The organism is Streptomyces albiflavescens (assembly GCF_014645835.1).
Lineage (GTDB): Bacteria > Actinomycetota > Actinomycetes > Streptomycetales > Streptomycetaceae > Streptomyces > Streptomyces albiflavescens.
On record NZ_BMMM01000012.1, the window covers coordinates 161,510 to 185,343 of the forward strand.

General features: G+C 70.3%; 25 protein-coding genes. 18 read left to right on the forward strand and 7 right to left on the reverse strand.

Annotation, left to right across the window (positions count from 1 at the left end):
- Nucleotides 1-47: 47 nt before the first annotated feature.
- Nucleotides 48-557, reverse strand: a complete 510-nt coding sequence (locus IEY95_RS29750) for an allene oxide cyclase barrel-like domain-containing protein (protein ID WP_189189242.1) — start codon at nucleotides 555-557, stop codon at nucleotides 48-50.
- 787 nt (nucleotides 558-1,344) lie between these two features.
- Between IEY95_RS29750 and IEY95_RS29755 the strand changes: the two genes are divergently transcribed.
- Nucleotides 1,345-1,698 carry a hypothetical protein gene (locus IEY95_RS29755; RefSeq protein WP_189189243.1) on the forward strand — a complete coding sequence of 118 codons (354 nt, stop codon included), beginning with the start codon at nucleotides 1,345-1,347 and terminating at the stop codon, nucleotides 1,696-1,698.
- Nucleotides 1,699-1,700: 2 nt separating this feature from the next.
- Nucleotides 1,701-2,621, forward strand: a complete 921-nt coding sequence (locus IEY95_RS29760; RefSeq protein WP_189189244.1) for a hypothetical protein — start codon at nucleotides 1,701-1,703, stop codon at nucleotides 2,619-2,621.
- A gap of 276 nt (nucleotides 2,622-2,897) precedes the next feature.
- Here the strand turns inward: IEY95_RS29760 and IEY95_RS29765 are convergent, their stop codons facing one another.
- Entirely contained in the window at nucleotides 2,898-4,364 is a 1,467-nt protein-coding gene (locus IEY95_RS29765) for an MFS transporter (RefSeq protein ID WP_189189245.1), read from the reverse strand.
- Between the two features lie 156 nt (nucleotides 4,365-4,520).
- Between IEY95_RS29765 and IEY95_RS29770 the strand changes: the two genes are divergently transcribed.
- On the forward strand, nucleotides 4,521-4,976 hold the full coding sequence (locus IEY95_RS29770; protein WP_189189246.1) for a MarR family winged helix-turn-helix transcriptional regulator: 456 nt from the start codon (nucleotides 4,521-4,523) through the stop codon (nucleotides 4,974-4,976).
- 149 nt (nucleotides 4,977-5,125) lie between these two features.
- Here IEY95_RS29770 and ku read toward each other — a convergent pair whose 3' ends face one another.
- Nucleotides 5,126-6,220, reverse strand: coding sequence for a non-homologous end joining protein Ku (gene ku / locus IEY95_RS29775; RefSeq protein WP_444544770.1), 1,095 nt, complete (start codon nucleotides 6,218-6,220; stop codon nucleotides 5,126-5,128).
- Nucleotides 6,221-6,410: 190 nt separating this feature from the next.
- Here ku and IEY95_RS29780 point away from each other — a divergent pair, with 190 nt between their 5' ends.
- From IEY95_RS29780 to ligD, 4 genes are read left to right on the forward strand one after another with little or no spacing between them, the layout of a single operon-like run.
- Entirely contained in the window at nucleotides 6,411-6,839 is a 429-nt protein-coding gene (locus IEY95_RS29780) for an SgcJ/EcaC family oxidoreductase (protein ID WP_189189248.1), read from the forward strand.
- Nucleotides 6,840-6,883: 44 nt separating this feature from the next.
- Nucleotides 6,884-7,771: an alpha/beta hydrolase gene (locus tag IEY95_RS29785; protein ID WP_189189249.1), complete on the forward strand. Its 888-nt coding sequence runs from the start codon at nucleotides 6,884-6,886 to the stop codon at nucleotides 7,769-7,771.
- A gap of 31 nt (nucleotides 7,772-7,802) precedes the next feature.
- Entirely contained in the window at nucleotides 7,803-8,939 is a 1,137-nt protein-coding gene (locus IEY95_RS29790; protein WP_229703459.1) for a sigma-70 family RNA polymerase sigma factor, read from the forward strand.
- Nucleotides 8,940-8,978: 39 nt separating this feature from the next.
- Nucleotides 8,979-9,860, forward strand: a complete 882-nt coding sequence (gene ligD / locus IEY95_RS29795; RefSeq protein ID WP_189189250.1) for a non-homologous end-joining DNA ligase — start codon at nucleotides 8,979-8,981, stop codon at nucleotides 9,858-9,860.
- A 46-nt stretch (nucleotides 9,861-9,906) separates the two neighbouring features.
- Here the strand turns inward: ligD and IEY95_RS29800 are convergent, their stop codons facing one another.
- The gene (locus IEY95_RS29800; RefSeq protein ID WP_189189251.1) at nucleotides 9,907-10,710 is read right to left on the reverse strand and encodes a nuclease-related domain-containing protein; all 804 of its coding nucleotides are present in this window, start codon (nucleotides 10,708-10,710) and stop codon (nucleotides 9,907-9,909) included.
- Nucleotides 10,711-10,815: 105 nt separating this feature from the next.
- On the opposite strand from IEY95_RS29800, the gene IEY95_RS29805 reads away from it, so the two are divergent.
- From IEY95_RS29805 to IEY95_RS29835, 7 genes are all read left to right on the forward strand, one after another.
- Complete coding sequence (locus IEY95_RS29805) at nucleotides 10,816-11,325, forward strand: protein-tyrosine phosphatase family protein (protein WP_229703460.1); 510 nt, start codon at nucleotides 10,816-10,818, stop codon at nucleotides 11,323-11,325.
- A gap of 289 nt (nucleotides 11,326-11,614) precedes the next feature.
- Nucleotides 11,615-12,373 (forward strand): hypothetical protein, encoded by a 759-nt coding sequence (locus tag IEY95_RS29810; protein ID WP_229703461.1) that lies wholly within the window; start codon nucleotides 11,615-11,617, stop codon nucleotides 12,371-12,373.
- The gene (locus IEY95_RS29815) at nucleotides 12,370-13,650 is read left to right on the forward strand and encodes an ATP-binding protein (protein ID WP_189189253.1); all 1,281 of its coding nucleotides are present in this window, start codon (nucleotides 12,370-12,372) and stop codon (nucleotides 13,648-13,650) included. Before IEY95_RS29810 ends, IEY95_RS29815 begins: the two co-directional genes overlap by 4 nt.
- A 168-nt stretch (nucleotides 13,651-13,818) precedes the next feature.
- Nucleotides 13,819-14,298 (forward strand): SH3 domain-containing protein, encoded by a 480-nt coding sequence (locus tag IEY95_RS29820; protein ID WP_189189254.1) that lies wholly within the window; start codon nucleotides 13,819-13,821, stop codon nucleotides 14,296-14,298.
- Nucleotides 14,299-14,393: 95 nt separating this feature from the next.
- Entirely contained in the window at nucleotides 14,394-15,770 is a 1,377-nt protein-coding gene (locus tag IEY95_RS29825) for an FtsW/RodA/SpoVE family cell cycle protein (RefSeq protein ID WP_229703462.1), read from the forward strand.
- A 19-nt stretch (nucleotides 15,771-15,789) separates the two neighbouring features.
- A complete protein-coding gene (locus IEY95_RS29830) occupies nucleotides 15,790-17,319 on the forward strand; it encodes a penicillin-binding transpeptidase domain-containing protein (protein ID WP_189189255.1) in 1,530 nt (509 codons plus the stop codon).
- A 102-nt stretch (nucleotides 17,320-17,421) separates the two neighbouring features.
- Entirely contained in the window at nucleotides 17,422-17,883 is a 462-nt protein-coding gene (locus IEY95_RS29835; RefSeq protein WP_189189256.1) for a DUF3291 domain-containing protein, read from the forward strand.
- Here the strand turns inward: IEY95_RS29835 and IEY95_RS29840 are convergent.
- From IEY95_RS29840 to IEY95_RS29850, 3 genes are read right to left on the reverse strand one after another with little or no spacing between them, the layout of a single operon-like run.
- Nucleotides 17,880-18,773 (reverse strand): ADP-ribosylglycohydrolase family protein, encoded by an 894-nt coding sequence (locus tag IEY95_RS29840; protein WP_189189257.1) that lies wholly within the window; start codon nucleotides 18,771-18,773, stop codon nucleotides 17,880-17,882. The two genes, IEY95_RS29835 and IEY95_RS29840, sit on opposite strands and share 4 nt — an antisense overlap.
- Nucleotides 18,770-18,928 (reverse strand): hypothetical protein, encoded by a 159-nt coding sequence (locus IEY95_RS29845; RefSeq protein ID WP_189189258.1) that lies wholly within the window; start codon nucleotides 18,926-18,928, stop codon nucleotides 18,770-18,772. The genes IEY95_RS29840 and IEY95_RS29845 overlap by 4 nt, the downstream gene beginning before the upstream one ends.
- A gap of 30 nt (nucleotides 18,929-18,958) precedes the next feature.
- A complete protein-coding gene (locus IEY95_RS29850; RefSeq protein ID WP_189189259.1) occupies nucleotides 18,959-20,068 on the reverse strand; it encodes a ferritin-like domain-containing protein in 1,110 nt (369 codons plus the stop codon).
- 140 nt (nucleotides 20,069-20,208) lie between these two features.
- Between IEY95_RS29850 and IEY95_RS29855 the strand changes: the two genes are divergently transcribed.
- The 4 genes from IEY95_RS29855 (at nucleotide 20,209) to IEY95_RS29870 (ending at nucleotide 23,705) form a co-directional block, all read left to right on the forward strand.
- Nucleotides 20,209-21,144 (forward strand): AurF N-oxygenase family protein, encoded by a 936-nt coding sequence (locus IEY95_RS29855; protein WP_189189260.1) that lies wholly within the window; start codon nucleotides 20,209-20,211, stop codon nucleotides 21,142-21,144.
- A gap of 229 nt (nucleotides 21,145-21,373) precedes the next feature.
- Nucleotides 21,374-22,099 (forward strand): TetR/AcrR family transcriptional regulator, encoded by a 726-nt coding sequence (locus IEY95_RS29860; protein ID WP_189189261.1) that lies wholly within the window; start codon nucleotides 21,374-21,376, stop codon nucleotides 22,097-22,099.
- A 34-nt stretch (nucleotides 22,100-22,133) separates the two neighbouring features.
- Entirely contained in the window at nucleotides 22,134-22,451 is a 318-nt protein-coding gene (locus IEY95_RS29865; protein WP_189189262.1) for a DUF8847 domain-containing protein, read from the forward strand.
- Nucleotides 22,452-22,553: 102 nt separating this feature from the next.
- Nucleotides 22,554-23,705, forward strand: a complete 1,152-nt coding sequence (locus IEY95_RS29870) for a C40 family peptidase (RefSeq protein WP_189189263.1) — start codon at nucleotides 22,554-22,556, stop codon at nucleotides 23,703-23,705.
- Nucleotides 23,706-23,834: the final 129 nt, after the last annotated feature.

Sequence of the window (23,834 nt, forward strand, 5' to 3'; positions counted from 1 at the left end):
TCCAGCAGCACGACCCCGGTACGGCGGCACGTCCGCCGCCCCAGGGCCTAGCTCGCTGATGGTTCGTCAAACGTGATGTGGAAGGTGAGCCGCCGCTCCGTCTGACCGGCGGGGACGGTGTGGACATAGCCCCGGGCCGTACGGTAGGCGCCTGAACCGCCGGTGATGGCGATGTCGATCGCGGGGGCGGGAGGCAGGTGGAGCAGGGCCTGCGAGGTGACCTGTCCCTGGGGCAGAGCGAAGGTGCCGACGCACTGGAGCTCGTCCGGGTTGATGTGAACATAGGTGCAGACCACGCTGTGGTCGCCAATCTTCCTGCCGTCACGGTAGAGGTCTTCGGCGATGATGTTCTCGTCGCCCTGACTGAGTCCCTTGCTGCCGAGATCAAGGGATGCGGACTGGGTTTGTTTGGCCACCAACTCGATGGTTTCCGTGCGTTGGTGAGTCTCCTGCCCGGTGCCGGCGGTCGATGTGGTGGCCGATGCCAGGGGGGCAGCGACGAGGGCGGCGGCCAGGACGGCGGCCGCGCTCAGGCTGCGTAGATTGCTCTCGCGCATGGAGCGTCTCCCGCCCGACGCGGAAATGTGCCTTTCACACCTCAATTTACCGGTTTGCGTGATGCCTCGCGCGGTGTGCCTCACCGCCCCTTTCACCGCGACCGATGATCAGGGGACGCTCGCCGCCCTCGCGCCTGCCCCGCAGCACCCCACCGGACGTAGGCCGCTCGGCCGATCCAGTGCGGCTACGCAGGGCCCAAGGCGAAGGCATACCGGCTGATCTTGATTCTCTGCTTCGAGCTCATCCCGGGCAGCCGTATGTGCGGCAATGGACGAGGGGGCGGAATTCAGCCAATTCGATCACACGGCCCGACATCGCTGTGCTCTCACTTCACAACTCTTCACAAGAATCCCGCATGTTGGGGTCTGTGGGTGCCACGGGAAGGCCCTCGTGAGGGCCGGTGCTCGCGGATCGTTTTCCTGCCATGTCCTCGATCAGATCTTGTCGCGCATGCTCATGCCATGACTACAGTGACCGCGCCCGGAGGGTTAGTCCAGACCAGACGTCTCCAGGGTTTGACCATGCACGGGGGGAACGTCCCACAGCGCCGGGACCATGCGCGACGGGACACCCCCTGCCTTGCAGCAGAAGGAAACAGGGGGATACACGTTGCGCCCTGCCAGATCCGTAGCCGCACTTTCCGCTGTGGTGGCCTCGTTCGCCGCCGTCCTAGCGACGGCGCCGTCCGCATCCGCTGCGACCTCCTATGCGTCTGACGCGTGCAGTTCCGCCTACAACCGGGCCTGCTTCCGCATTCACTTCAACTCCCGTTCCGAGACGACACAGTTGTCCCAGAGCGCCTGCTTCGCCAGCAACAAGTCGATCAAAGACCACTGGGGTTACTCCCCGAACGGGGCCTCGATCGTCCGGTATATCTTCGGCGGATTCCCCGGCTACTACACGGACCCCGATGGTGACACCCACAAGGGCATGTCCAATCCGTGCGACGACACGGGCAACGGGCAGTACGCCACGGACAACGCCGCTTCCGCCTACAACCAGGACCCGTCCCACTCGTACACCGTTTACAGCAACGCCGGATACAGCGGCAGCAAGAAGACGATCCCGAAGTACGACGGCATCGCCCGCAACCTGGGCAGCGGCCTGAAGAACAAGAACTCGTCGAGCAAGAGGAACTAGCTATGACCAAGAAGTGGATGCGCTCCGCTGCGCTGGCCGCCTCGTGCTCGGCGCTCGCCCTGACCGCTGCCTGCGGCACCCAGCACGCGCAGGGACAGCAGACGGTGAAGACCAAGACCGAAGCCGGCTCCCTGCCGGATGCCACGAGCCGGGCGAAGTGGCCGACGGCGCAGGTGGAGAGCGGCCTCGCGGCCGGGATGCGGCTGCCGCTCGAGGACTACATGGTGTCGTACCCGGACGAGGTCGACGTCGAGAACGCCAAGGACAAGGTCAAGACCGCGTGCATGGCGCGTCTCGGGTTCACGTTCGCCCCGCCCGCCTCCGGCACGACCCCGGCCCTGTCGTACGACGGCATGAATATGGAGCGCCGCTACGGCATCACCGACGCCAAGACCGCTCAGACGTACGGCTACCAGGTGCCCGCGGCCGCCCAGGAACCCGCGGACGACACCGCCGCGGAGGAGGCCAAGGAGGGCCGCACCGACAACTGGTACGAAGCCCTGGAGAACACCTGCATCCCCGAGGCGAACAAGAAGGTCGGCATCCTGTACGAGACCGACATCGCCGGTGACCTGGCCGCCGAGTCGCTGGAGGTCACGAAGACCAACCTCAAGGTCCAGGCGGCCCTGAGTAACTGGTCGGCATGCATGGCCAGGAAGAGCTACACGAAGTTCCCCGAGCCGCTGCAGGCCGGCGAGTCCTTCGCCCAGTCGACGGGAACACAGGCGTCCCAGACAGAGATCGACACGGCTGTCGCGGATGTCGACTGCAAGGAGTCCTCCGGCCTGGTGAAGAGCTGGTTCAGCGCGGAGACCAGCCGCCAGACGCAGCAGATCGGCGATCACAAGGCGGAGCTGGACGCCGAGAAGGCCCGCAACACCAAGATGATCGAAACGGCCAGGGCCATCCTCGGCCAGAACTAGCCACCGCATCCTCTTCAGCCGACCGCCGCGGCCCCTGTTCTGCCTTGGGGCTGCGGCGGTTCGGCAAGCAGAGCCACGTCGATCGAGCCGCCGGTACGGGGCGGATGGCGTTGGTGCGGGGGGCGACTTCTCGCAGGAGCGGCAACGGTCTGCCGGGGTGAGGGGAGTCGGGCGGTCGTCCATCGGTCGGCAAAAGGGGTCAGGGGCGGTCCCCCGTGGACCGCCCCTGACCAAGGCGGACCGCCCCTGACCAAGGCAGAAGCGAAGGTCAGCAGGTCACGCCTTCGCCGCCGACGTCTCCGGCGCGGAGTCCGACATCGCGTCAGAATCCGACTGCCCCTCGGCCACCGGGCGGACGGGGATGAGGGAGGCGACGGCCGCGGCCGCGAGACCCACGCCGCAGCCGATCAGCATGGCGACGCGGAAGCCGTTCTCCGACGGCAGGGAGTAGACGCCGAACTTGGTGGTCATCTGGGCCAGGACCACACCGATCACGGCGGCGGACACGGAGCTGCCGATCGAGCGCATCAGCGTGTTGAAGCTGTTGGCCGAGGCGGTCTCCGACTGGGGCACCGCGCCCATGATGAGGGCCGGCATCGCACCGTAGGCGAAGCCGACACCCGAGCTGCCGACGATGGTCACGAGCAGCAGGCCCCAGGGTGAGCCGGAGCTGATCAGCGGCAGGGAGACGCCGTATCCGAGGGCGATGACGAGGGCGCCGACGACGAGGGTGACCTTGGGGCCCTTCGCGGCCGACAGCTTGGCGCCGACCGGCGAGATCAGCATCATCATCAGGCCCGCCGGGGCCATCCACAGGCCCATGGCGAGCATGGACTCGCCCAGTCCGTAGCCGGTGGCCTCGGGCAGTTGGAGCAGTTGGGGTACGACCAGCGACTGGGCGTACATCGCGAAGCCGACCAGGATCGAGGCCGCGTTCGTCGTCAGCACCTGCGGGCGCGCGGTCACCCGGAGGTCGACCAGCGGGTCGGTGATCCGCAGTTCCCACCAGCCCCAGGCCAGCAGCACGACGACGGCGGCGGCGAACAGGCCGAGCGTGGTGCCGCTGCCCCAGCCCCAGTCGGCACCCTTGGAGACGGCGAGGAGCAGACAGACCAGCGCGGTGCCCAGACCCAGCGCGCCGAGCAGGTCGAAGCCGCCCGACGCGGTGTTCGCGCGGTCCGTGGGCACGAAGAACCAGATCAGCGTGCCGACCGCGAGGCTCAGCGCTGCGACCACCCAGAACAGCACCCGCCAGCTGGCGTTCTGCGCGATCGCCGCGGAGAACGGCAGGCCGAGCGCGCCGCCCACCCCCATGGACGCGCTCATCAGCGCGATGGACGTGCCCAGCTTCTCCGCCGGCACCACATCACGCAGCAGGCTGATGCCGAGGGGCACCACACCCATGCCCATGCCCTGCAGACCGCGTCCGGCGATCATCGGGAGCACCGAGGAGGACAGGGCACACACCACCGAGCCGAGGATCAGCGGGACGAGCGAGGCCAGCAGCATCCGCTTCTTGCCGTACATGTCGCCGAGGCGGCCGGCGACCGGGGTCATCACCGCGGCGGCCAGCAGTGTGGCGGTGATCACCCAGGAGGCGTTCGAGGCGCTGGTGTCGAGCAGGGTCGGCAGTTCCCCGATCAGCGGCACCACCAGGGTCTGCGTGATCGCGGCCACGATGCCACCGAAGGCAAGGATGCCGACGACTCTGCCGGAGCCGGTCTCGGGCTTGGAACTGTCCACGGGTACTCCCTCGCGCTCTGTCAGATCCGTATGCACCATGCATTCGATATGTATCATGCACGTGAAGTGCATCATACACATGCGTGGTATACCTACTGGTAGGCGGTCTCCCTGAGAGGGAAGAGGGAGGCCGACCAGGAGCCGAAGGAACCCCGCATGGACAAGCCCCTTGATCTGATCGAATTCGAGACGATGCTGCTCGGGCGGTACATGCACCTGCTGACACCGCGCATGCGAAACGGCGACCGGCGGCTCGACCGCAGCGCCTACCTTCTGCTCAGCCGCATCCAGGTGGACGGCCCGATGTCCATCGGCCAGCTCAGCGAGGCGTTCGGGCTGGACACCTCCACGCTCAACCGGCAGACCGCCGCAATGCTGCGGGCCGGGATCGTCGAGCGCATCACCGACCCCGACGGGGGCATCGCCCGCAAGTTCGCCATCACCGCCGAGGGCGAACGCCGGCTGGCCGCCGACCGCGCCGAGAACCTGCAGGGCCTGGAGAAGGTGATGGAGGACTGGACGCCGGACGAGGTGGCCGAGTTCGCCAACTATCTCGGACGCCTGAACCGCGACATCGAGCGCCTGGACGGGCGCCCCTGGCCGCGCCGCTGACGCACCCGCAGGATCGTACGCTCAAGCAGGGGACCCCCCTCGCCCCTGGGGGCTCTGCCCCCAGGGCCCCTCGGGCTGTCCTTCGAGTGCGAGCCGGTGGGGGCTTGTCGCGCAGTCCCCCGCGGCCCTGACGGGGCGCGCCCGGCGGGTCAGGCCGACGCACGTTTCCGCGGTGCGGCCTTCTTCGCGGTCGTCTTCTTCGTGGCGGTCTTCTTGGCCGCCGTCTGCTGGGTGGTCGTGGCGGCGGCCTCCTTGGTGGCCGTCTTGGTGGCCGTCTTGGTGGTCGACTTCTTCGCCGTGGTCTTCTTCGACGTCGTCTTCTTGGCCGCCGTCTTCTTCGCCGCGGACGTCGACTTCTTGCCGCCGACCTCCTTGGGAGCCGTACGGGCGGACTTGCGGGCGGCCGTACGGCGGCCCGGGAGGGGTGTGACCTCGGCGGGCTCGCCTGGCTCGACCGCCTCCTCGCCGCGCGACTCCTTGGCCGCGCGCACGCTCTTCTCCAGGGCGGCCATCAGGTCGAGCACCTTGCCGCCGGGGCGCTCCCCCGCGGGGACGGCGGGCGCCTCCACGCCGGAGGCCTTGGCGGCGATGAGCTCCTCCACGGCATCGCGGTAGTCGTCGTGCAGGTCCTCGAGATCGACCTCGCCGAGGGTGTCCATCAGGGCGTCCGCCAGGTCCAGTTCCTTCTCGCGGACGGTGACGCTCGTGTCCGGGGCGACCTCGTCGGTGGCGCGGATCTCGTCCGGCCAGAGCAGCCCGTGCATGGCGATCACGTCGTCGACCACGCGCAGCATGCCGAGCCGTTCCCGCCCGCGCAGTGCGAACTTCGCGACGGCGACCTTCTGGCTGCGCTTCAGGGCCTCGCGCAGCAGGACGTACGGCTTGGCGGCGGGGACGCCGTTCGCGGACAGGTAGTACGCCGTGTCCATCTGGAGCGGGTCGATCCGGTCGGCCGGTACGAACGCCACGATCTCGATGGTCCTGGCGGTCGGGATCGGCAGCGAGGCCAGGTCCTCGTCGGTGATCGGGATCAACGTGCCGTCCGCGTCCTCGTACCCCTTGCCGATCTCCGCGGTCGAGACCTCACGGTCCTCCAGCTCACAGAACTTGCGGTAGCGGATGCGGCCGCCGTCGTCGAGGTGGATCTGGCGGAAGGAGATCGAGTGGCTCTCCGTGGCGTTCACGAGCTTGATGGGGATGCTGACCAGGCCGAAGGAGATGGCGCCGTTCCAAATGGATCGCACGTGCAGCACCTTCCTGACATCGATTCGAGAGGTGCGTGTGAAAGCTGGAAATCCAGGCTGAAACCAGGCTAAACGGACGTCCCCGACGGCACATCCGCAGGCACTCTCCCCCGGTGCCGCGCGCCCCGATTCCTTTCGGCGACCCGGCTGGTCTTCATCACCAGACGCTGGAACGACGAGAGGGAAAACCATGACCAGCACCGACACCACCCCCGTCCAGGCCGAACGGGACGACGCCGAGCGGGCCGTACTCGCCGTGCTCGAAGACGTCTACGCCGCCTGGGCGGCGAACGACCCGGACGCGTTCGTCGCGGACTACACGGCCGACGCGACGGCGCTGCTGCCGGGCACACATCTGCGGGACAAGGAGGAGATCCGCGCCGCCATGGCGGCCGCCTTCGCCGGGCCGCTCAAGGGCTCCCGGGCCGTCCACGACGTGCAGAGCATCCGGTTCCCGGGCCCCCGGACCGCCCTCGTGATCAGCAAGGGCGCCATCCTCCTCGCGGGCGAGAGCGAGCCGCGGAACGAGAACCGGGCGCTGGACAGCTGGGTGCTCTCCGAGCAGGACGGGGCCTGGCGTGTCCGGGGCTTCCACAACTGCCCGGAGCACACGGCGTGAGGCGCCCGGCAGGACAGGAGACCGAGCGGACGGGAGACACGGAGATGGCAAGTAGGCAGTCGGGTGCTGTGGCCAAGCTGTACAAGACGTGGCTGGGCAGCCCGGCCGAGGATGACGTCGTCCGGGACCAGTCGCAGTGGGACGTACTGACGGCGGAGCCGGGCGGCATCGACTACCTGGAGACCGACGCGGGCGGTACGGCGGCGATGTGGGCGGTCCCGAAGGGATGCGCCGAGGACCGGGTGCTGCTGTGCGTCCACGGCGGCGGCTTCGTCTCGGGGTCGATCCACACCCACCGCAAGATGTTCGGCCACCTCGCCAAGGCCGCCGGCGTCCGGGCGCTGATCGTCGGCTACCCGCTGCTCCCCGAAGGGGTGCATCCGCTCCCGGTCGACCATGTGGTCGCCGCCTACCGGTGGCTCCTCGGCCAAGGGGTCGACGCCCGGCGCATCGCGTTCGCGGGAGACTCGGCCGGCGGCGGGCTCGCGGTCACCGCACAACTGCGCGCCCGGGACCAGGGACTGCCGCTGCCCGCGGGATCGCTACTGATCTCACCCTGGGTCGACATGGAGGTCACCGGCGGGACGATGGTGTCGAACAGCGGGAAGGACGCGCTGTTCAACCAGCCGTGGGTGAAGGAACTGGCGGCGAACTTCCTGGGCGGCGGCAGCCCACGGGACCCGCACGCCAACGCGCTCCACGCCGACCTCACGGGCCTCGGGCCGATCTACGCCCAGGTGGGCGACCAGGAGCTGCTGCTGGACGACAGCCGCCGGCTCACGGAACACGCCGAGAAGGCCGGGGTGTCCGTCCGGCTCGATGTCTTCCCGGAGCAGCAGCACACCTTCCAGATGATGGTCGGCCGGGCCCCCGAGGCCGACGACGCGATCCGCCGGTTCGCGGAGTGGGTCGGCCCCCTACTGGGCCGGTGACCGGGCCGGGCAGCCGAGCAAGGGAGCGATGATGGCGCAGCGGGCAGCGGCCGGGCGTCCCGGTGATACCGCCGGATCGGACGGCCCGAGCCCGGACGGCCCGAGCCGTACCGGTGGGTCGGACGGTCCAAGCCGTACCGCCGGATCGGACGGCCCGAGCCGTACCGGTGGGTCGGACGGTCCAAGCCGTACCGGCGGGCCGGACGGCATCGAGTTCGCCGAGCGCACCGCCCCGTTCCGGCGGGAGCTGCTCGCCCACTGCTACCGGCTGCTCGGATCGGTGGACGACGCCGAGGACCTGGTCCAGGAGACCTACCTGCGGGCGTGGCGCTCGTACGACGGTTTCGAGGGCCGGTCCTCGGTGCGGGCCTGGCTGTACCGCATCGCCACCAACGCCTGCCTGACGGCGCTGCGGCACGGTTCCCGGCGTCAGCTGCCGTCCGGGCTCGGCGCTCCCGGCGACGACACGGATCCCGCGTCGGCCGGCGGCTCCGAGGCCGGCCGACTGCAGCCGGTGCCCGACGCGCTGGTGACCCCGGAGTCCGGCGACCCCGCGACAGTGGCCGTCGCGCGGGAGAGCCTTCGGCTCGCGCTGATCGCGGGGCTGCAGTACCTGCCGCCCGGCCAGCGGGCCGTGCTGCTCCTGCGGGACGTGCTGGCCTTCCCGGCAGCCGAGGTCGCCGAAATGCTCGGCACCAGCACCGCGGCGGTCAAGAGCAGCCTGCAGCGGGCCCGGTCCCGGCTCGCGCGGGTGGCGCCGACCCCGGAGCGGATCAGCGAACCCGCCGAACCCGAGATGCGCGCGCTGCTGGATCGGTACATCGCCGCCTTCGAGCGGTCCGACGCGGCGGCCCTGGAGCGGCTGCTGCGCGCCGACGCCACGCTGGAGCTGCCGCCTTCCCATGGGTGGTACACGGGCGGCGACGCCGCCGCGCACGCCGTCGCGGGGCTCGGCTCGCCCGGCGACTGGCGGATGGTCGCGACGGCCGCCAACGGGCAACCCGCCGCGGCGGCCTACCGGCGCGGCGACGACGGCGCCCATCACGCGTACGGGATCGTCGTGCTCACCGCGGCCGGCACCGGCATCGCCCGGATCACGGTGTTCGCCGACCCCGCCCTGTTCACCGCCTTCGGCCTGCCTCCGGTCCACAGGACCGATATTTCGTGATCTGTTCGTCTTGGTCGCCTTTCATGGGATTCTCGACCCATGACGCCGATCACGGAGGTGGAGGGGCGCAGGCTCGCGCTCAGCAACCTGGAGAAGGTGCTGTACCCCGCGACCGGCTTCACCAAGGGCGAGGTGCTGCACTACTACGCGACCGTCGCGGACTCGCTCCTCGCTCATCTCCACAACCGGCCGCTCTCCTTCCTCCGCTACCCCGACGGGCCGGACGGGCAGGTCTTCTTCGCCAAGAACGTGCCGCCCGGTACGCCCGACTGGGTCAGGACCGCCGAGGTCCCCCGCTCGGAGGGCCCTGCCCGCATGGTCCTGATCCAGGACCTGGCCTCGCTCATGTGGGCGGCGAACCTCGTCACCGAGTTCCACACGCCCCAATGGCGGATGGACGCCCCCGGCGAGGCCGACCGGCTGGTGTTCGACCTCGACCCGGGGTCGCCGGCGACGATCGTCGAGTGCTGCGAGGTCGCGCTGTGGCTGCGGGAGCGGCTGGCCGCGGACGGGATGGCGGCGTACGCGAAGACGTCCGGGTCGAAGGGGCTGCATCTGCTGGCGGCGCTGGAGCCGACGCCGTCCAAGGAGGTCACCGCGTACGCGAAGGAGCTCGCCGTCGAGGCCGAGCGTGCGCTGCGGGGCCGTGTCACCCACCGGATGACGAAGAACCTGCGGGGCGGGAAGGTCTTCGTCGACTGGAGCCAGAACGCCGCGCGCAAGACGACGGCGACGCCGTACACCCTCCGCGCCCGGGCCGAGCCCACCGTGTCCGCTCCGGTGACCTGGGAAGAGGTCACGGAGTGCGCCACCGCGAACCAACTGGTCTTCCGCGCGCCGGACATCCCCCCTCGCCTCCAGCGGTACGGCGATCTCCTCGCGCCGCTCCTGAATCCCCGTCGCGCCGGGGCGCTGCCCTGAGTCGGTGTGGGCGCCCCGCGGCCCGCGCCCCGGAAGGGGCCCCCGGTTACACCCGTGCCCAGGTCTGGCGGTCGCGGGCCATGGCGTGGAGGGCCTCCACGTCGGCGGGTTTCAGGACGCCGCCCAGGTGGGCCAGGGAGGCGAGGTCGGTGTCCTGGAGGATGCGGATCTCGCGTGGGGGTGCCACGACGTCCAGGTCGGCGGGGCCGGACACGGCGAGGACGGGGTGGACCTCGGCGGTGAGGGCGTAGGAGGCGCGGTCGGCGTCCGCGCGGACTCGGCGCAGAAGCGGTTGCGGCTCGTGGCGACCCACGGTGACCATGGGGTCGGCGATCAGGACGCGTTGTTTGCGGGCGTAGAGGGTCCGGACGCAGAAGAGGCCGCCTGGCCCCAGGAGCAGGTGGTGGATGCGGTCGCCGCCGGGGAGGGGGATCGAGTGGAGGGTGTGCCACCCCGCGCCCTCCAGCTGGTCCAGGGCCTCGCCGACGGCCTGCTCGGCGGCCAGTGCGCGGCGTCGCGGATCGGGACGCAGCCGGTGCGCGGGGCCGGGATCCCGGTCGAGGGCGATCACCAGCGCCTCGCCGGGCCGGTTCGGGGCGAGGTCGTCGTCCGGGTGGAGGGTCAGCCGGGCCAGCTCGGCCGGGGTCGGGACCGGCGGCGGCCCCACCGTCACCGGGCCGGTCAGGAAGGGACCCAGCACATCGAGCACGTCCTCGCGCCGGTCCTCGCTGAGCAGGTTGACCCGGGCCGCCTCACGGTCGTACCAGGCGACGTTCCTTCCGTCCGCCAGACAGATGTACAGCCGCTCCTGGCCGTGCCGCCAGGTCGGTATGACGCGCAGTCCGTTCATGCACCATCACCCCATGACCATGGGAACAGGCGGGGTGCTCCAGGGGCAAGAACCCGGTTACCTTTGGGAGGAGTTGGGGGAGTTGGGATTCGGTGGGAGGCGGCGTTGCGGACTCGCAGGAGGCAACCCGATGTGCCCGCTCCGGACAGCCCCTGGAGCGAGATCGTGCCCGGCCTGTGGATGGGCGGACACGCGTTCTCGGGCCGTTCCGGTGAGCCGGAATTCGCTGTCGTACGGAATGAGTTCGACCTGGTCCTGACGCTGCTGCGGCTGCCGGGGCACGGCCCCGACCCCGGCGTCGAGCACCATGTGTGGCCCATTCCGGACGGACCCCTCGACGGTACGCAACTCGCGGGTGTGATGCGACTCGCGCGGGCCGCGGACGACGCGCTGGAGGACGGGCGCCGGGTTCTGGTGCGCTGCTATCACGGGTACAACCGTTCGGGACTGGTCATCGCGCACGCGCTCGTCCTCGCCGGGCACACCGCCGAGGACGCGATACAGCTGATAAGGGCCCGTCGCTCGCCGTGGGCGCTGCACAACGAGCTGTTCGTGGAGTACCTGCGAGCGGGACTGGCCACGGCCCGCCTCCTCGAGGAACTCGCGGAGCCGTGACGCCATAGCCGTACGAGCACCCATTCCCACCATGCCGGACATCCGGCGTCGTACGCATGAGCAGACGGCTCCACGGCGGCCTTCAACGTCCGCGAGATCCCGCGGACGAACAAAAGGGACTTCCCTACGAATAAGGTGGACGGGGCGACCGGCCGTCCGGAGCTGCGCCTGATCACCCGTGGTGGGCCCATCGTGGACGGTCACCGCGCCGACACCATCGTTCATTCTCTACGCCGACCTCGCGCGGGAGCGCTCTGCGGGGCGAGGGCGGCCCGGACGCAGGAGTGCAGTGACCCCCAGCCGCCCCAGCCGCCTCACGCGGGCAGCCGGCAGGCCCACACGCGCGGCCCTCGGTGCCGCCGTCGCCGCCGTACTCGTGGCGACCCTGGCGGGCTGCGGCGACTCCGGCGACCTGCGTGCCGCGGGAGCCACCCCCACCGCCGTCGGCCCGACCAAGCTGTGGCCCGAGGTGCCGCCCGCCTCGACGCCCGCCCTCGACTACGGCGAGGCGGACACCGAGACCGTCAAGGGCATCACGGCACCGGGCGACGACATCCACCGGGTGGATCCGGTCGCCGTGGTGCGTGCGGAGGTCGCCGCGCACCCGGACGAGTACACCGGCCCGCACGCCATGTACGCACAGACCGTCGACCAGCTGACGTACTGCGGCAAGAAGGGCGCGCAGGGCAGGAGGTGCCCCATCCTCCAGGCGTACTACCGCGATCTCACCGGCGACGGGAAGGACGACCTGGTGCTCGGCATCCGCTTCCCCAAGGGCCAGCTGGGGGTGCGCGTGTACACCTTCACGCACCACAAACTGGTGCAGGTCATGGGCACCTCGGACAGCGTGGTCAGCGTGGAGCTGGCGGGCCGTGACGTGATCATCCGCTCTCCCTCGACACTGCCCGGATACGAGTTCCGTACGGTGTGGACCTGGGACCCGCACCAGCACGCGATGCTGGCGACGCGCGACGAGATCCTGCGGGTGGGCACCGCCCCGCCGACGACGGCGATCCCCACGCTCTCGCCCTCCGCGAGCGCCTCATGAGACAGACGTTTCAGCGCCTCCCCCAGTGGACCGCCACCCTCACCTGGAAGGCGGCCGCCTTCATCACGGTGATGTGCTGCGGCCTCGCCGCGCTCCTCGGCATCCTCGTGCACGTGTCGGTGACCGACCAGACCGTCGGCGAGGCCCGCGGCCGTGCGCTCGACCGGCTCGCCGACGTGACCACGAGGTACGAGGCGGGAGACCGGCTGCCGCCGGACGCGGGCGTCGATCTCCCCAGGCTGCCGCCCGCGCTGCGCAAGCTCGCGGCGGACGGGAAGCGCGGCACGATGGTCCGCGACCAGGACGGGCACCCCACGATGTGGGCGGCAGGACCGGCGGACGGCGGACGCGCGCTCGCCGTCCAGTACGACTACGCGCAGGGCGCCCACACCATCGACGCCCTGGACCGGGCGATCGTGTGGTCCTCGGCGCTGGCGATCGGCGCGACGCTGCTGGTGGGCTCGTTCGCGGTGACCCGGGTGACCCGCCGGCTGCACGCGACGGCACAGGTGGCGCGGCGGATCAGCGCGGGCGATCTGGACGCGCGCGTCAACGACCGGTGTACGCAGGATCCGACGCGACCCCAGGACGAGGTGGGCGCGGTCGCCGGGGCCCTCGACACGATGGCGTCCTCACTGCAGAGCAAACTCCTGAGCGAGCAGCGGTTCACGGCGGACGTGGCGCACGAGCTGCGCACCCCGCTGACCGGGCTGCACGCGGCGGCCGAGCTGCTGCCGCCGGGACGGCCGACCGAGCTGGTGCGCGACCGGGTGGCCGCGCTGCGCACGCTGACCGAGGACCTGCTGGAGATCTCCCGCCTCGACGCGCGGAGCGAGCGGCTGGAGCTGGACTCGGAACCGCTGGCTCCGCTGGCCGAGCGGGTGGTGCGTGCGTCGGGCACCGACACCGAGGTCCGGGTCGCGCGGGACGCGCGCGTGGAGACCGACCGGCGCCGGCTGGAGCGGGTGCTGGGGAACCTGGTGGCGAACGCCCACAACCACGGCGCCGCGCCGGTGGTGCTGACGGTCGACGGCCCGGTCGTCACCGTGCGGGACCACGGCCGCGGCTATCCGGAGTACCTCGTGGCGCACGGGCCGCAGCGCTTCCGCACGGAGGGCGGTTCGAAGGGGCACGGGCTCGGGCTGACGATCGCGCTCGGCCAGGCGGAAGTACTCGGCGCGCGGCTGACGTTCGGCAACGCTCCCGAGGGCGGCGCGGTGGCAACCCTGACTCTCCCTCAGTCCGGCCTCCCCGAACGGCCTTCCGGAGCAAGCTGAACGACCGTCCGGAGCAGCCCGAAGGACCGTCCGGAGCAGCCCGAAGGACCGTCCGGAGGACCCTGGGCGCCTCCGCGTCCCCGATGGCGCAGCGTGACCTGCGCGCACCCAGCGCCGCTCCTAATGTGGCGATTAGTCAGGTTAGCCCCCCTCTCGGAGGAGCCCCCCATGTCTCAGCGATCCAGGTACGTGCGTCTCGCCATAGTCCTTGCCGCGGGCAGCCTCGTCGCCCTTGCCGGCGCCACCCCCGCCGTCGCCGGCGAGGGCTGGGATCCCGGGAGCGGCGACAGCCGCGAGTGGGTCGACGGATGGGACAGCAGCGGCGTGTCATTCGCCGAAGGCTTCGACGGAAGCGAATCATTCGGCGAAGGCTTCGCGTTCACCGACGGCGGCGACGGAGGCGTCAGCACCTTCACGGTCAAGGGCAGGGTCAACCTGAACGGCGGGCTGATCCTGCGCAGCTCCCCGACTCGCAACAGCCGGCTGGTCCGTGTCGCGAGGAACGGCGAGATCGTCCACATCTTCTGCAAGACCCGGGGCGAGTCGGTCAACGGCGACTCTCTCTGGTACCTGCTCGACGACGGCGGCACCTGGTCCTGGGGCCCGGCGCGCTTCATCGACGCCGTCGAGTCTCCCCCCTGGTGCTGAACCGCCGACGCCGGCTTCCCCGGCAGATATACCGGAACAGCCCGTTTGTCATCACATAACGGGACATCAGGTCCCTTGCTTGCTACGTTCCGGTCATGATGCAGCGCGGAATGCCCGGAACGACCGTGACAGCGGCCCCGCCCGCACCCGCTGTACGCCTGCCCAGGCGCCGTGGCATCGAGTTCACCCTCATCGTCCTCGCCGTCCTGCTCTGCGTGTACGGCTACTGCGCTGTCGGTTTCGCGAAGAACGGCACGGTCCCGCCCGGCGCCGCCGGTTACGGCGCCGGGCTCGGCGTGCTCGCGCTGCTCGCGCACCTGGCGGTTCGGTTGCGGGCGCCGTACGCCGATCCGCTGCTGCTCCCCATCGCCGTGCTCCTCAACGGCCTGGGCCTGGTGCTGATCTACCGGCTCGATCTGGAGACCCCGGGCGACCGGGCGGCCCCCATCCAGCTCATCTGGTCGACGCTCGGTGTCGCGCTCTTCATCGTGGCCGTGCTCGTCCTGCGCGACCACCGCGTCCTTCAGCGCTACACGTACGTCTCCGTCGTCACCGCGCTGGCGCTGCTGATCCTGCCGATCCTCTTCCCCGCCGTGAACGGCGCCCGCATCTGGATCCGGATCGCCGGATTCTCCATCCAGCCGGGCGAGTTCGCGAAGGTGCTCCTCGCGGTCTTCTACGCCGGATATCTGGCCGCCAACCGCAACGCGCTCGCGTACACCGGCCGGCAGATCTGGAAGTTCAAGCGGCTCCAGCTCCCCACCGGCCGCGTGCTCGGCCCGATCGTCGCGATCTGGCTGCTGAGCGTCCTGGTGCTGGTACTGGAGCGGGACCTGGGCACGTCGTTGCTGTTCTTCGGCCTGTTCGTGATCCTGCTGTACGTCGCCACCGGCCGCACCGGCTGGATCGCGGTCGGACTGCTGCTGGCCTGCGTGGGCGCGGTCGCCGTCGGCTGGCTCGAACCGCACGTCCACAGCCGGGTGCAGGACTGGCTGCACCCCTTCGCCTCGATCGAGGCGGGCCAGGGGCCCAACCAACTCGCCCAGTCCCTCTTCGCGTTCGCCGCCGGCGGGATGCTCGGCACCGGTCTCGGGCTCGGCCACTCGATCCTCATCGGCTTCGCCGCCAAGTCGGACTTCATTCTGGCGACCGCGGGCGAGGAGCTGGGCCTGGTCGGCCTGTCGGCGATCTTCCTCCTCTACGCCCTCCTCGTGGAGCGCGGCCACCGGGCGGGCCTCGCCCTGCGCGACCCCTTCGGACGGCTCCTCGCCATCGGCCTCGCGTCGATCATGGCCCTCCAGGTCTTCGTGATCGCGGGCGGGGTGACCGGCCTGATCCCGCTGACCGGCATGGCGATGCCGTTCCTCGCGCAGGGCGGTTCCTCGGTCGTCACCAACTGGATCATCGTGGCGCTGCTGATCCGGATCAGCGACTCCGCCCGCAGTCAGTACGACGGGACGGCGGCGCCGTGAGTGCTCAGGAGGTCTCGCCATGACCAAGTACATCCGACGGGCCACGGTCCTGTGCGCCCTGCTGCTGGTGGCCCTCCTGGTCAACGCCACCCGCATCCAGCTCTTCCAGGCACAGTCGTACGACGACAACCCCGCCAACCGGCGCCGCACGATCGCCCGTTACGACCAGCCGCGCGGCGACATCGTCGTCGGCGGCGGCACGGTCACCGGCTCCAAGGACACGGGTGAGCTGCTCCGTCATGAACGGACATACCGGAACGGTCCGTTGTACGCGCCCGTGACCGGCTTCGCCTCGCAGCTGTACGGGACGACATTCCTGGAGAACGCCGAGGACGCCATCCTCTCCGGCACCGACCCGATACTCGCCCCGCTGCCCCTGTGGGGCGACATGACCCGCGCCCAGAACCCCGGCGGCACCGTGGTCACGACGCTCAACCCGGCCGCGCAGCAGGCGGCGTTCAAGGGACTCGGCTCGCGACGGGGCGCGGTCGCCGCGATCGAGCCGTCCACCGGCCGGATCCTGGCGCTGGTCTCCACACCGTCGTACGACCCCGGGGAGCTGTCCGGGACCGGCTCGGGGGCGACGCAGGCGTGGGCGCGGCTGAACGGGGACGCCGGCAAGCCGATGCTCAACCGGGCGATCCGGCAGACGTATCCGCCGGGGTCGACCTTCAAGGTGGTGACGGCCGCGGCCGCGCTGGAGGCGGGTGTGGTGAACGATCTCGACACGTCGACGGCGTCGCCCGACCCGTACCGGCTGCCCGGCACGACGACCAGGCTCACCAACGAGATCAAGGGCTGCGAGGACGCGTCGTTGCGGGAAGCCTTCGAGTGGTCCTGCAACACGGTCTTCGCCAAGCTCGGCGTGGACGTGGGCCTCGCCGACATGACGCACACAGCGGCGGACTTCGGTTTCAACGACCGGACGTTGAAGATCCCGTTCTCGGTCGTGCCCAGCAACTTCGACACGCGACTCGACAACGCGCAGCTGGCCCTCTCCTCCATCGGGCAGTTCGACACCCGCGCGACTCCCCTCCAGATGGCGATGGTCTCGGCGGCCGTGGCGGGCGGGGGTTCCGTCAAGGCGCCCTACCTGGTGGAGAGGACGACCACGAAGGGCGGTGCCACGCTGTCCACGAACGGTCCGAGTACCGTCCACCAGGCGATGAACCCGACGACCGCGCTGCTCATGCGCGAGCTGATGACCGACGTCGTGACGGAGGGCACCGGCACGAGCGCCGCCATCCCCGGCGCCACCGTCGGCGGCAAGACCGGCACCGCCCAGCACGGCCTCGACAACTCCGGCCTGCCGTATGCCTGGTTCATCTCCTGGGCGCAGGCAGACGGCTCCATGGAGCCCGCGGTGGCCGTCGCGGTCGTCGTCGAGGACGCGGCGGCCAATCGCGGGGACATCAGCGGGGGTGGGGACGCGGCGCCGATCGCGAAGGCGGTGATGGAGGCGGTGCTCGGGTTCGGAGGCAGAGGTGCTGGTGGGGGTGGGGGTGGGGGTGGGGGTGGGGGTGGGGCGCGTGGTGTACCTGGGAGGTGAGGCGGTGGGTGGAGCGGGGCGTGAGGCGGGGTGGTCGCCGTCGGTGCTCGCTTCGTGAGACGGGGGGTGTTGTGCGATGGCCGCCCGACCTACCGTTCGGTCATGACTCAGCCAGTAGCCGCGTACGAACTCGCCCAGGTCAACATCGCCCGCCTCAAAGCCCCCTTGGACTCACCCCAGTTGAAGGACTTCGTCGAAGCCCTCGACCCCGTGAACGCCGTCGCGGACGCGGCCGACGGATTCGTCTGGCGCCTCCAGAGCGACTCCGGCAACGCGACCGATGTCCCCGTCTTCGGCGACGACTGGCTGATCGTCAACATGACCACGTGGCGTGACACGAACGCGCTGACGGCGTTCATGTACCAGGGGCAGCACCGGGAACTGCTGGCCCGTCGGCGCGAGTGGTTCGAACGCCTGGAGGAGGCGGTGACGGCCCTCTGGTGGGTCCCGTCGGGCCACCGCCCCACGGTGGCCGAGGCCGAGTCCCGTCTCCTCCACCTACGCGAACACGGCCCCACACAACACGCATTCACCCTGCGCACGCCCTTTCCGGCGGGGGGCTAGGCACCCCCCGGCACCGGCTCCCTGCGTTGGAGCCAGGGTTCCGGGGCGGTGTCGACGCCCGTGCGGGCGGCCACGATGCCGCCGGTGATCGCGCAGGTCGTGTCGACGTCGCCGAACCCCTCGGCGGTACTCCAGAGTGCGGCGGTCAGGTCGTCCGGATGGCGGGCGGCGCACCAGACGGCGAAGGGAACGGTGTCGTCGGCGCGGACCCGCTGACCGTTGCCGAGGAGGTCGGAGGCCTTCCAGGGAGCGGTGGCGAAGGGGAGGCGGGCCGCCCGGGCGAGCCCGTCGCGGACCGCGCTCGCCGGGGTCGCGGAGACGACGGCGTCCAGATCCAGCTCACCACGCGCGGACAGCGCCGCGGCCGTGGCCACGGCGACCGCACCGGCGACGCCCTCCGGATGCGCGTGGGTCACCTGCGCCGACAGCGCCGCCTGCTCGGCGACGAGCGGCAGGCTGTCCTGGAACCACGCCCCCAGCGGCGCGACCCGCATCGCCGCACCGTTTCCCAGGCTGCCCTGGCCGCCGAAGAGCCCCCGCGCCAACTCCGGCCAGCGGTCCGGCTCTTCGAGGAGGCGAGGGAGCAGTTCGTGCATGCCGTGGCCGTACCCGCGGGCGGGATCCGCGTCGTAGCCGAGGGCGAAGGCCTGGGCCAGCTCCGTCTGCCGGATCTCACCGTGCTCTTCGAGGATCCGCAGGACCCCGAGCGCCATCGCCGTGTCATCGGTCCAGTGCCACTCCGGCTCCTGGGGTGTGCGCCGGGCGCGGATCTCCTCGTACGCCTGGAGGCGGTCGCGGAAGAGCGGGAACCAGCGCTCGCCGAACGCGTCCCCGAGGGCCAGGCCTTCAAGACTGCGACGAGCGGCGGCTCGGCGTGCGGCGGGGGTCATGCGATCACCTTCCGGACCTCGGTGCCGGGGAGGTCCCGGGCGAGCTCGTCACGGTCGTCGAGCAGCGCCCTGGGGCGGGTCGGGCTCGCCCCGGGGAAGCCGCAGGGCGCGACGGGGCGGCCGTACGGGCTCCGGTGCGGTGGAGGCATGGACACACCGGGACGTTACTCCACGTGAGTGAGCGGTCAGGGCTCGATGCCGCCGGCCTGGATCGCGTCCTGCACCTCCGCGACCCGCTCCTGCTCCTCCGCCGCGAACCGTTCCGCGTCCAGCTTCTCCGCGATCTCCTCGTCCTGGGCCATGAGTTGGTCGAGGTTGGCGTTGCCCATCTCGAAGACGCCCATGTCGACGTAGGCCTGTTGGAGGCGCTTGCCCCACAGGCCGATGTCCTTGACGCAGGGGACGATCCGGGAGAACAGCAACTGGCGGAACAGGGCGAGGAATTCGGACTGTTCGCTGTATTCCTCTGCCTCGGCCTTCGGAATGCCGAAGTTCTCCAGCACCTCGACGCCGCGCAGGCGATCGCGCATCAAGTAGCAGCCCTCGATGACGAATTCCTCGCGTTCGCGGAGTTCGGCGTCGGAGAGTTGCTTGTAGTAGTCGCGCAGCGCCATCCTGCCGAAGGCGACATGCCTCGCCTCGTCCTGCATCACATAGGCCAGGATCTGTTTCGGGAGAGGCTTGTCGGTCGTGTCCCTGATCATGCCGAAGGCCGCCAGTGCCAGGCCCTCGATCAGGACCTGCATGCCCAGGTACGGCATGTCCCAGCGCGAGTCGCGGAGGGTGTCGCCGAGGAGCGACTGCAGGTTGTCGTTGATCGGGTAGAGCATCCCGATCTTCTCGTGCAGGAAGCGGCCGTAGATCTCGGCGTGCCGGGCCTCGTCCATGGTCTGGGTCGCCGAGTAGAACTTGGCGTCCAGGTCGGGGACCGATTCGACGATGCGCGCGGCGCAGATCATCGCGCCCTGCTCGCCGTGCAGGAACTGGCTGAACTGCCAGGAGGCGTAGTGCTTGCGCAGTTCGCCCTTGTCCCGGTCGGTCATCTTCGCCCAGTAGGGGGTCCCGTACAGCGTCACCGCCTCGTCGGGGGTGCCGAGCGGGTCGTACGGGTCCACTTCGAGGTCCCAGTCGATCCGCTTCTGACCGTCCCATTGCTTGTCCTTGCCCTTCTGGTACAGGGCGAGCAGCCGGTCACGACCGTCGTCGTACTCCCAGCTGAAACGTGCCGCCCCGGAGGCCGGTACCTGCCAGAGAGGGTCTCCCGAGTCCTTGGCGTACAGCTCATACGTCGGCATACATCGCAGGCTCACACGGGGTAGACGCGTCGTCAACAAGTCGGACGCAGGGGATTGACGAGCTTGCTGACAGGCAGTCTCATAAGACGTGACCGCCGGTAACCCCTGGAGTAATCCCGTACGACGAGGTGGGAACAGCCATGACGACGGTGACGGAAGACGGACTCGATGGTCTCCGCGACGCGCTCGGCCTGCTCAAGGACCGGGAGCAGGTGGCCGAGCGGTTGCTCGACTCTTCCGCCAAGCACTCCTTCGACCCCGACAAGGAACTGGACTGGGACGCGCCCTTCGAGGAGGGCAAGTGGTTCTGGCCGCCGGAGCTGGTGTCGCTGTACGACACCCCGATGTGGCGGCGGATGAGCGAGGAGCAGCGGATCGCGCTGTCCCGGCACGAGGCCGCCGCGCTCGCGTCCCTGGGCATCTGGTTCGAGATCATCCTGATGCAGCTGCTGGTGCGGCACATCTACGACAAGCCGGCCACGAGCGCGCATGTGCGGTACGCACTGACCGAGATCGAGGACGAGTGCCGGCACTCGAAGATGTTCGCCCGGCTGATCTCGCACGGCGGGACGCCGTACTACCCGGTGAGCCGGGCGCACCTGAACCTCGGCCGGCTCTTCAAGACCATCTCGACCACGCCGGGGTCCTTCACGGCGACGCTGCTCGGCGAGGAGATCCTCGACTGGATGCAGCGGCTGACGTTCCCGGACGAGCGGGTGCAGACGCTCATCCGGGGGGTCACGCGCATCCATGTCGTGGAGGAGGCGCGACATGTGCGGTACGCGCGGGAGGAGCTGCGGCGGCAGATGGTGACCGCGCCGCGCTGGTCCCAGGAGTTCACCCGGGTCACGTCCGGCGAGTTCGCCCGTGTCTTCTCCGTCGCCTTCATCAACCCGGAGGTCTACACCAACGTCGGCCTCGACAAGCGGGAGGCGATGGCGCAGGTCAAGGCGAGTGGGCATCGGCGGGACGTGATGCAGACCGGGGCGAAGCGGTTGACGGACTTCCTGGACGAGATCGGGGTGCTGCGGGGGGCCGGGCGGCGCCTGTGGAAGTCGTCGGGGTTGCTGGCGTGAGATTTCGCCCCTCCGCCCGTGCCCTCCCCCAAGCTCTCGGCTTGGCTCGAGGAGGGGCCCCGTCGTCCCTGGGGGGCTCCGCCCCAGGGGCGCCTGGGTTGTCTGTTCGGGTGCGGGTGGATCGGGGCTTGTCGTGCGGTTCCCCGCGCCTCCGACAGGGCGCTCCGGCCGCTCCCTGGGACAGGATCGACAGGGGCGGAGGGGGCGAATACACGGATACGCTGCAGACATGACCTCCGAGGCTCCCACCCGCGCGTACCGACGGCTGAGCGTCGAGGAGCGGCGCAGTCAGCTGCTCGAGGCGGCGCTGTCCCTCTTCGCGCACCGCGCGCCCGAGGAGGTCTCGCTGGACGACGTGGCGGAGGCGGCGGGGGTCTCACGGCCGCTGGTGTACCGGTACTTCCCGGGCGGCAAGCAGCAGCTGTACGAGGCCGCTCTGCGGTCCGCGGCCGAGGAGCTGGAGCACTGTTTCGCGGAGCCCCCGGAGGGACCGCTCACCCAGCGGCTGTCCCGGGCGCTCGACCGCTATCTCGCGTTCGTGGACCAGCACGACGCCGGGTTCAGCGCCCTGCTGCAGGGCGGAAGCGTCGTCGAGACGTCTCGGACCACGGCCATAGTCGACGGGGTGCGGCGAGCCGCCGCCGAGCACATTCTCGATCATCTGGCGGTCGACGACCCGGGACCGCGGCTGCGGATGACCGTACGGATGTGGATCACCGCGGTGGAGGCCGCCTCGCTGATCTGGCTGGACGAGGACAAGGAGCCGCCGCTCGACGAGTTGCGGGACTGGCTCGTCGAACAGTTCGTGGCGGCGCTCGCGGCGACCGCGGGCCGGGATCCGCAGGCCGCGGGGGTGGTGAGGGCCGCGCTCGCGCTGGAGACGGCGGACGGGGTCGTCGGGACGATGGCCCGTCGGGTCCTCCCGCTGATCGGGGACGCGGCGCGACTGCTGTGACGGCGGTGACCGTGGTGTTTGTGACACTGGTTGTGTGAAGAGCGAAGACACTCCCTTTGTGGGCGGCCCGCTGGACGGCCGCGTGCTGCCCGTCCTGCTCGGCCTCACGGGACATCCGCCGAAGACCTACCGCGTTCCGGTGCCGGACGCGAACGGCGGGCCGCCCACCGTGCTCGTCTACCAGCGCGTGCAGGCGAGCCGGAGCAAGCGGCTGGGGCTGCATCAGGGGTGGAAGTACGAATACGACCCCGAGGGGAAGCTGGGGCGCGGGCTGAAGTGGCCCTGGTCGAAGACCGACGCCAAGGCCGACCGGCCGAGCGACGCCACGCCGGACCCCCACGCCGACGAGTGACCTTCTTGGGCTGACCCGACCAGTCCGCGCGCGCTCGGGATGCGCGCACCCGATCCTGCCGGTGCGAGGTGGAAGTACCACCCCAGCACCGGAGGTGATGACGTGTCAGGAAAGCTTCTGCGCCTGGTGTGTACGGCGACGGTGACGGCCGGGGCGCTCCTCGCGCCCACACCCGCCATGGCCGTCCCGGTTCCCGGACCGACGACGGGCACGGCCGTCGGTGAGCCCGGACAACGGTCCGTGGCCGCACTGCTGACGGACCTTCAGCAGCTGTACCGGGATGCCGAACGGGCCACCGAGACGTACAACGCGACCGCGGAGAAGCTGAGGAAGCAGCGCGCCGAGACCGCCCGGCTCGACGCCGGCCTCGCCAGGGCCCGCCTCTCGCTGAGCGACAGCCGGGGCGCCGCGGGGCGGCTCGCCCGGCAGCAGTACCAGAACAGCGGCGAGATCTCCTCGTACGTACGACTGCTCCTCGCCCGTGATCCGCAGCACGCCCTCGACGAGGGCCACCTGATCGGGCAACTGTTGCTGGAACGGTCCGAGACCGTGGAACAGGTGGCCGGGAGCGAGCGGAAGGCCGATGCGCTCGCACGCGCGGCCCGGAAGGCGCTCGACGGTCAACTCACCCTCGCCGCACGGCAGAAGAAGGAGCGTGACGACGTACGCAAGCGGCTCAAGGGCGTCGAGGGACTGCTCGCCTCACTGACCGTCGACCAACTCGCCGAGCTGGACAGGTTCGAGAAGTCGGGGACGGCCGAGGCCCAGAAGAAGTTCATGACCTCGGGGGCACTCAGCAGCGCACAGCGACCCTCGCAGGAGGGCGACAAAGCGCTGCGGTACGCCGTGCGCCAGATCGGGAAGCCGTACCAGTGGGGTGGGGAGGGCCCGAAGTCGTACGACTGCTCGGGCCTGACCTCACAGGCGTGGCAGCGCGCCGGACAGCCCATCCCCCGGACCAGCCAGGAGCAGTGGGCCCAGCTCCCGAGAATCCCGCTGAGCGCACTGCGCCCCGGCGATCTGGTGATCTACTTCCCCGAGGCCACGCATGTGGCGATGTACCTAGGCGACGGCATGGTCGTGCAGGCGCCGCGGCCGGGGACCCGGATCAAGGTGTCGCCGATCGCCGCGAACCCGCTGCTCGGCGCGGTCCGCCCCGACCCTGCCGGGGAGCCTCTGCGGCGGTACACGCCGCCGAAGCTCCCCGTGAGGGCGACAGACGGTTCGAACAGGGGCTACCGCGGCTCGCTGTAGCCAACGCCCGGAGATCCGGTCCGGTCGCCGACGCCCGGGAGCGAACGCATTCCGGCCACCGACGCCTGTCGCTTTCTTCGGCGACACCCGGACCGCTCCGAGCGCGAACTCAATATCAGGTTGTACCGT